The 7,419-nt window shown below is 45.5% G+C and carries 10 protein-coding genes; 8 read left to right on the plus strand and 2 right to left on the minus strand.

Going from position 1 to position 7,419, the window contains the following annotated elements; genetic code table 11:
* Positions 1 to 14: 14 nt before the first annotated feature.
* Positions 15 to 245 carry a hypothetical protein gene (locus ACZM60_RS00515; protein WP_489520532.1) on the minus strand — a complete coding sequence of 77 codons (231 nt, stop codon included), beginning with the start codon at positions 243 to 245 and terminating at the stop codon, positions 15 to 17.
* Positions 246 to 626: 381 nt separating this feature from the next.
* Here ACZM60_RS00515 and ACZM60_RS00520 point away from each other — a divergent pair, with 381 nt between their 5' ends.
* Positions 627 to 869, plus strand: a complete 243-nt coding sequence (locus tag ACZM60_RS00520; RefSeq protein ID WP_005798322.1) for a hypothetical protein — start codon at positions 627 to 629, stop codon at positions 867 to 869.
* A gap of 404 nt (positions 870 to 1,273) precedes the next feature.
* Here ACZM60_RS00520 and ACZM60_RS00525 read toward each other — a convergent pair whose 3' ends face one another.
* Entirely contained in the window at positions 1,274 to 2,227 is a 954-nt protein-coding gene (locus tag ACZM60_RS00525) for a S24 family peptidase (RefSeq protein ID WP_271705049.1), read from the minus strand.
* Positions 2,228 to 2,385: 158 nt separating this feature from the next.
* Here ACZM60_RS00525 and ACZM60_RS00530 point away from each other — a divergent pair, with 158 nt between their 5' ends.
* From ACZM60_RS00530 to ACZM60_RS00560, 7 genes are all read left to right on the plus strand, one after another.
* Positions 2,386 to 2,616 carry a hypothetical protein gene (locus ACZM60_RS00530; protein ID WP_118027140.1) on the plus strand — a complete coding sequence of 77 codons (231 nt, stop codon included), beginning with the start codon at positions 2,386 to 2,388 and terminating at the stop codon, positions 2,614 to 2,616.
* A 122-nt stretch (positions 2,617 to 2,738) separates the two neighbouring features.
* Positions 2,739 to 3,113 (plus strand): hypothetical protein, encoded by a 375-nt coding sequence (locus ACZM60_RS00535; protein ID WP_008782233.1) that lies wholly within the window; start codon positions 2,739 to 2,741, stop codon positions 3,111 to 3,113.
* A gap of 9 nt (positions 3,114 to 3,122) precedes the next feature.
* Entirely contained in the window at positions 3,123 to 5,162 is a 2,040-nt protein-coding gene (locus tag ACZM60_RS00540) for a hypothetical protein (protein ID WP_489520525.1), read from the plus strand.
* A 38-nt stretch (positions 5,163 to 5,200) separates the two neighbouring features.
* The gene (locus tag ACZM60_RS00545) at positions 5,201 to 6,079 is read left to right on the plus strand and encodes an AAA family ATPase (RefSeq protein WP_120387409.1); all 879 of its coding nucleotides are present in this window, start codon (positions 5,201 to 5,203) and stop codon (positions 6,077 to 6,079) included.
* On the plus strand, positions 6,079 to 6,705 hold the full coding sequence (locus ACZM60_RS00550; protein ID WP_149935343.1) for a P-loop NTPase family protein: 627 nt from the start codon (positions 6,079 to 6,081) through the stop codon (positions 6,703 to 6,705). The genes ACZM60_RS00545 and ACZM60_RS00550 overlap by 1 nt, the downstream gene beginning before the upstream one ends.
* Positions 6,706 to 6,707: 2 nt before the next feature.
* Positions 6,708 to 6,950, plus strand: coding sequence for a hypothetical protein (locus ACZM60_RS00555; protein ID WP_005798307.1), 243 nt, complete (start codon positions 6,708 to 6,710; stop codon positions 6,948 to 6,950).
* Between the two features lie 99 nt (positions 6,951 to 7,049).
* On the plus strand, positions 7,050 to 7,247 hold the full coding sequence (locus ACZM60_RS00560) for a DUF4406 domain-containing protein (RefSeq protein ID WP_489520526.1): 198 nt from the start codon (positions 7,050 to 7,052) through the stop codon (positions 7,245 to 7,247).
* The last annotated feature ends 172 nt before the right edge of the window (positions 7,248 to 7,419 follow it).

Genomic DNA, 7,419 nt, shown 5'->3' on the forward strand with positions numbered 1-7,419 from the left:
TTTCAATTCGTTTTTCAATCCGTCTTCCGGATGTTCTTATAGACGTAGATGCCCTTCGCCCGTTTCTTGTTGTGCAGTCCGCTGCGTTGCTTGACGAAGATGGTGGCCAGCCCTGCGGCGGCCATCACCAGCATGGCGATGAACCCGGCAAGTTTTCCAAGGGCGATGGAGAAGACGATGAATCCCACGAAGGACACGCCTATGGCCACCGCCGCCAGTGTGAGGAAGCGGCCGCGGATGCCCATGAACTCTAAAGGCTTCTGGAGTCCCTTGAACACGGGAAAACCGTCTTGTATGGGGCACAGAACGAAACGTATATTGAGGGTTGGGAGGAGAAGATATAAAACCTATTGATATACAAAAGGTTGTGCAAGATATGAGTGGATGGCTCTGCAAAACGAAACGTTTACGTGGGTTTAATTTGCAGCTACATTTAGGCGCTTTTTAGGCATACAGATTTGCAGATAGGTTTAATTGGGTTTACATAGGGCTTACATGGTTGATTTGGGTGGGGGAGTGCATGGCAGCTGCGGCTGCTTTTTTTGTACCTGATTATTTGATATAATATTGCTAAATTTATTCCATATAATAGTTATTTGGTATATTTGTGCCAAAATATTATTAGTATGGCAAAGGTAATACATGTGCATTTGACGCACGGAATAGAAGGAACAAAGCGGAAAGATTGGTATTTCAGCAGCATTTCGGCGGTTTATACCGTTTTTACAGCTGAACAGGTGGGTGCAACGAAGAATTATTTGCTGCATGCAGGATTATCTGGGAATGGTACTATATGCACCAAAAAGGCTATAATAAAGCAATCTACGCTCATTTCTTGCGGGCGTAGTGGAAATGTATCAGACGAATAATAAGCGGCTAAAAACGCGATAAACGCGGCTTTAGAATAATCCGGTATGGGGAGGTGGTTATACCTCCCTTTTTTTGTGCTTGAAATCGGTCTTTTTTGACGCTGGATATTCAGGTGGATATTCAAAGTGGATATTCACTTTTATATAACTGGATATTCAAAATAGGGTTTTTGCGGTGTGCGATACAGCCGTACTAAAATACTGCAATTTTAAAAATACCCCTTGTTTTTTATTTAATAGCCCCCCCCTAAAAACCATCCTAATTTTAAAATATATCTCTAAAAAGCCTCTCAGAAAGCCTGTAGCATCGATTTGGGGACGTTCAGGGAGGGGGAAATGGTATATAGCGGAGCTTAGGGGAGGGGAAAGGTAAACATTTCGATTCATCAAGACGCTTCTATGGGCTACTCTAACCGGATAACCCCTACGACAAGGGCCACCCCATGAATGGCTGAATATGGAAGTTCAAATGGATCGTATTTTTCATTATCTGATACTATTAGAATGTGATCCTTATCACTACCTGGCTTAATTCGCTTGATGAGTGCTCCTTGATTGGTGTCTATGACATAGACTTTATTCCACTGAAAGAATAAATCGCCCATTGGTACACGTTGGCAGGCGACAATATCTCCAGAACTATATTTGGGGTACATGCTTGAACCTTTTACAGGTATAAGAAAGTCTGCTCCTTTGAACATTGGCACAACATAGCGCTCGCATTCGTAATCTAAAACAGTTTGTTCGGCTGTCAGTACTCCAGCCATAGCGTTTATTGGGATAAGAGGAATGCCTTCTCCCGGGTGTGTAGCAGGTGTCGCATGAGTTGTATTATAATATTCATTATACTCTTTCATGAAGGTCTCTTTGTCAAATTTCCCATGTATAAACTGCTCCCCCAAACCTTTGTGCACCCATGGAAGACTCAGGCCCATTTTTGTAGCTATCATCCCTATTTCAGTGTCATTCATTTTGGCTTGTCGCATGTAAATAGCTTTCATTCTTTCTTTTCTAATGCCACAATATTCACCCATTTGGTCAAAGGTTAGGTCTGTTAATGGAATTGATTCCTCAAATATCCTATTGAAAGTTTTAATATATTGTTGATCGGTTAAGAAACTCATGCTGGAATCATCAGGGCTTTTCTGTAATAACATATCTCCATTACCTGTCAATAGCCAATTTGGTGAAATTTCAGGATATACGCTTAGGATATTTTCTAATTTATCGGTACCTATAGCACCATTATTCTTCAACGACTTTCCGAAAGAGGCATTTGCCATTCCTATACTGCGCTCAAAGGCTGCTATTGACATTCCTTTGGCGTCTATAAATTGCTTTATTCTGTCCAGTATCATAGGATAAATTCTATTTATTTTTACCACCATTAGAAAAAATCCTCGATATTATTTTTTAAATCATAGGATATTTCCTATATTTGCAGCGTGTTCAAAAAAGAACACCGCGCCAAATATACGAAAAAGGCGTGTGATTAGCGAATTTTAAATATAAGATTATGAAAGAGACATTATTGATGAAAGTAAATCCCAAGACGCTGGATAACCTGATGAACGAATTAACCAGTGCCATTATTCAGATGAAAGATGTAGAACCAGTGCAGAATTCAAGATTTAAAGATGAGGTCTATACAATGTGTGTATGTTTTCAAGCAGAGCTGCTGCAGACCATTCGGAATGTGGAATTAAAGAATCAATCAAGTAAAGATACTCAGGATAACCCAGCGTGACGACCCGGAAGGCGTTAAGAGACGGGTGACGGTGTGGAAAGACACACGGGAGTGCATGGTTCTTGCGCCGGGGTTCGATTCCCCGGACTCCCTCCAATATTAATCATTAAAATAAGTGAGATATGAACAAGAGGTACATTCACATTACGAAAGCTGACCGCGACTTTATCGCAAAGGCCCTCAACGTGACAGAGAAGACTGTTTATAACGCTATCCGTTTTGATGACCGTCGTGGTAACTCCGAACTTTCTGCAAAGATCCGTAAGTTGGCCATGGACCGTGGCGGTATTGTGATGGTTGTTATTCCGGAGGTGGAGGTTTTTCACGACTATGACAAAGTATCCCGCCTATATTGTCCCAATGGTGCTCTTATAGAGCTTGACCGCAAGGATGGTAGCGGCCAGGTAATATTCAAAGGAGAAACAGTGAAGACTTACGAGCATGTAATGGTTTCGGAAATTGACCACATAAAAGCGTTTGCATCTGCATTAAGATAGGAGGTGGCTATGTTGGTGTATTACGGTAACATACAGTGTATTTCTGCACGAGAGCTCATCGATGGCGGCTATATCACCGAATCCTGTTATAGGAACTGGGTGAACCGTGGCCGTATCAAGGTGGTGCGCCGTGGTGGAGGTGCTGCTGGAAATTGCGCGTTGGTCGCCCTCAATAGTCTGCCTACCGAGTGCCTGGAGCGGGTAAAGGAAGACAACCCCGGAGGAACAGAGCAGGCACTTCGCCACTGGATACTGTCAAACTATGTGTTGGATCAGGCTGCAGTAGCTTATTTCTTGGATTGGGCCTCCCATTCTTCCAGCAACAGAGCTACAGACGAACTTGCCCGGAAATATGCGGTGAATGCTTCAGTTCTGAATACTTGTATCAAGCTTTATAACAGAAGCAACGATTACCGCAAACTGATGGGTGAAAAATATAACTGGGACATGATGGCCACTACCATCGAGACCTTACGCGAAGACTTTGGTCATGATCTTCCTGCCAGTACCCTGCGTTTCCGCAAGAAAGTGAACGAATACAAGCAGTACGGTTACGAATGTCTGATAACCGGAAAATTCGGCAACCAGAACAAACGGAAGGTAACTCACATGGACGAACGCCTGGTGATGAGTTTGAAAGTACTTCCCAACCAACCATACGGCAGTGATGTGCATGAAATGTATCTGTCGTTTGTATGCGGTGAGCTGGAAGTATGGGATCTGGAAACAGGGGAGATATTCAATCCGGAAAACTTTACGGATAAGAACGGGGAACCGAAAGAACTGAGCGAAAGCACTATCCGGAACATACTGAACAACCCGGCAAGCCAACTGCTGATAGAAAAAGCCTTGCGTGGACGTATGGAATTCTATCATGAGCAAATGCCGCACATGCACCGTCATGGTGGTGAGTTCTCCCTGTCACAAATAACGATGGATGACGTGGATTTGCCGCGTCGGATGAAAGGCGGCGAGTATGTGCATGCCTATTATGCTTATGATGCGGTGAGCCAGTGCCGTATCGGGCTGGCCTACGGGCGGGATAAGGATGATGCCTTGGTAGTGGACTGTTTCCGTGATATGTTCCGGCTCATCGAACGCAACGGATGGGGTATTCCAGCCGGTATTGAGGTGGAGCAGCACTTGATGAGCAAGTATAAAGAAGGATTCCTGAAGGCAGGTGAGGTATTCAAGTTTGTGCATTTCTGTGCTCCGCAGAACTCACAGGAAAAATATGCTGAAGCTCTGAACGGTGCGTTCAAGACAACCATAGCACATAAGAACCATGAAGCCATTGGCCGCTGGCATAACAAAGGTGCACGGCGGGTGGACCAGAAGAAAGTGAGCGACAGCAGTAACCACACCTGGGAAGACCGAAAGTATTATACGTTTGAAGAGCTTGTGGCGGATGACCGTCGCGATTGTGAAGAATGGAACAATACGCTTCACCCCAACCAAAAGAAATATCCCGGAATGACCCGTTGGGATGTGCTTGTAGCCAAAATCAATCCGACCCTTCGACCGCTTGATAAATTGACTTTGAGCAGATATATCGGGGAAAAGGTAGATACCAGTATTCGTAGAAATTCCACAGTACGTGTGGCAAATGCAGACTGGTGGCTGAGCGGTCCGGAAGTGCTGGAGCAGTTGGAACCAAACAACCGCAGGGTGACGGCCTACTACCTGCCGGATGAAGAGGGTAAGCCTACGGATGTCTTCCTGTTCCAGAACGACCGCTACCTTGACAAGGTTCGTCCGGTAGTGACTTACAACCGGGTGATGGCAGAACAGACCGAAGAAGACCGGGCAGCCTATACAGAGCAAAACAAAGTTCTGAGCCATTTCAGCAAATACCTCAATGACCACGCCATCGGCAAGGTGGGAACCGGTACACCGGATCAGCCAACGGATGACCCGGAAGAGGAACTGGAACTTCCCCCGGTGGAACTATCCAATGATTTGCCAGCCGAATTGTCGGCAGATCCGGAATCAGATTATGAATGGCACTCCCGAATAAGCGAGGCAATGAGGGCCATCAGTGACATGTAAGAACAGAATTAGAACAACATTAAAACAGCGTTAGAATTATGATTACAGAAGCGCAAAAACAGAAGATTTTAGCAGCGATAGCCGCCAATCGTGCGAACTATCCCAGTGATGCCAAGCATGCTGCCTCTTTGGCCATCAGTACGTCTGTGTACAGTACAATCAAGAACGGACAGACAGACAAAGCCCTGAGCGATGCCAACTGGATAAGCATTGCCCGCAAATTAGGGGTGAACCTCCGTGGTGAAATGGAATGGAAAGCAGCCAAGACCCCGACATTTGAATATATCACAGCCCAGCTGGAGTTTTCACAGCAGTCCAGCCTGTCGGGTATCTTGTGCGACATGCCCAATATCGGCAAGACTTTCACGGCACGTTATTATGTGCAGAGCCACAAGAATGCCGTTTATATCGACTGCTCGCAGGTAAAGACCAAATTGAAACTGGTTCGCAAGATTGCTGCAGAGTTTGGTGTGGACAGTAAGGGAAAGTATTCTGATGTGTATGAAGACCTGGTATATTACCTCCGTTCGATGGAAACCCCGCTTATCATCCTCGATGAAGCAGGCGACCTGCAGTATGAAGCTTTCCTTGAACTGAAGGCCTTGTGGAATGCCACTGAACGCTGCTGCGCCTGGTATATGATGGGGGCAGACGGATTGAAAGAGAAAATCAACCGGTCCATAGAATGTAAGAAGGTGGGCTATACCGAAATGTTGAGCCGTTATGGTGACCGGTACAGCAAGGTGACTCCGGATGATGGCAAGGAGCGCGAACAGTTCTTGAACAACCAGGCACGTATTGTGGCCAAGGTAAATGCCCCGGCAGGTGCTGATATAGCCCAGATTGTACGGAAGACACGCGGTGGTTTGAGAAGAGTCTATACTGAGATTGAAAAACTTAAAATGACAGCGGAATAATGAAGCGTGCGTACAGTCCGAAGGAAATAGCTGCCAAGAAATGGGTTACTCTGCCGTGGAATGAGAAATGGAGCAAACCTTTCGGGTTTCCGGCAGAAAACGCTTCGTGGTTCATCAGTGGTGCCAGTGCCAGCGGGAAGAGCAGCTTTGTAATGCAGCTTGGAAAGGAACTGTGTAACTATGGGCCGGTGCTGTACATGAGTTACGAAGAGAAAATCAACCAAAGTTTCCAACGGCGTATGGGTTATTTGAAGATGAATGAGGTGCAGGGTAAGTTTCGCGTGGTGACAGAAGGTAGCCTGGAGGAAGTGATTGCCCGACTGAAAAAACCGAAAAGCCCGAAGTTCATCATCATTGATTCCTTCCAGGTGGCCGGATGGGACTATCCGCAGGCTGTGGAACTGATGGAAACCTTTCCGAAGAAATGTTTCATCTGGATCAGCCAGGAAAAGAAGAGCCAGCCGATGGGTGGCGGTGCTGTAAGATTGAAATATATCTGTGATATGAAGATTCGAGTGGTCGGTTATAAAGCTTATTGTCAAGGCCGCGCCATTGGAGACCCGGGAAGCTATTATGTGGTATGGGAGGACGGAATCATTCAAACAAGTAATAATTTACCAAAGTGATTATGGATAATAACGAAAAGGCTTTTGAAAGCTACACCGGAACGGAAGTGTTCCAGATTCTGCTGGACGGAAGTTCCAGCCGGGCAGTGTTGGATGACTGGCTGGAGCGAAACATCCAAAGTGACCTGAAAGTGAGAAGAGCGAAAACGCCCGGTCATGTCGTAATAGAAACGGGTGATGTATTATTTGCACGTAATGTGCTGATTTGGAATCCAAGTTGTAAAGTCAACATCAAAAAGAAGTGATATGGAAAAAGACAAAGTTTACATCAGTGGGGCAATACCCACTACAATATCGATGAGCGCAAAGGTGCGTTCCTCGATGCTGAAAACAGATTGCGTACTATGGGGTTCAATCCGGTGAATCCATTTAAAAACGGACTTCCGGATGAAGCGCACTGGAGAGAACACATGCGGGCAGATATACGCCTGTTGCTGGATTGTGAGTATATCTATATGCTGAAGGACTGGGAACTGAGCAAGGGAGCCAAACTGGAACTTGATGTGGCCAGTTTGTGTGGCATTAAAGTATTGTTTGAATAACATAAAATCATCATGATATGGCACAGGAAGTAACCAATTTTGCCCGGTTCTACGCACTATTCAAGAAACTGCCCTGTACAGGAGACCGGGAAGAATTCAAGAAAAGCATTGTGCTGCAGTACACGTGGAACCGGACGGACAGTCTGAAGGAAATGACAGCCAAGGAGTATGA

The organism is Phocaeicola sp., assembly GCF_057861905.1.

Excerpts from the sequence above, each read along its gene's own strand:
- ACZM60_RS00550 (WP_149935343.1), top strand. The coding sequence starts at position 6,079 with ATGAAGCGTGCGTACAGTCCGAAGGAAATAGCTGCCAAGAAATGGGTT.
- ACZM60_RS00525 (WP_271705049.1), bottom strand. The coding sequence starts at position 2,227 with ATGATACTGGACAGAATAAAGCAATTTATAGACGCCAAAGGAATGTCA.
- ACZM60_RS00545 (WP_120387409.1), top strand. The coding sequence starts at position 5,201 with ATGATTACAGAAGCGCAAAAACAGAAGATTTTAGCAGCGATAGCCGCC.
- ACZM60_RS00540 (WP_489520525.1), top strand. The coding sequence starts at position 3,123 with ATGTTGGTGTATTACGGTAACATACAGTGTATTTCTGCACGAGAGCTC.
- ACZM60_RS00530 (WP_118027140.1), top strand. The coding sequence starts at position 2,386 with ATGAAAGAGACATTATTGATGAAAGTAAATCCCAAGACGCTGGATAAC.
- ACZM60_RS00555 (WP_005798307.1), top strand. The coding sequence starts at position 6,708 with ATGGATAATAACGAAAAGGCTTTTGAAAGCTACACCGGAACGGAAGTG.
- ACZM60_RS00520 (WP_005798322.1), top strand. The coding sequence starts at position 627 with ATGGCAAAGGTAATACATGTGCATTTGACGCACGGAATAGAAGGAACA.
- ACZM60_RS00515 (WP_489520532.1), bottom strand. The coding sequence starts at position 245 with ATGGGCATCCGCGGCCGCTTCCTCACACTGGCGGCGGTGGCCATAGGC.
- ACZM60_RS00560 (WP_489520526.1), top strand. The coding sequence starts at position 7,050 with ATGGGGTTCAATCCGGTGAATCCATTTAAAAACGGACTTCCGGATGAA.
- ACZM60_RS00535 (WP_008782233.1), top strand. The coding sequence starts at position 2,739 with ATGAACAAGAGGTACATTCACATTACGAAAGCTGACCGCGACTTTATC.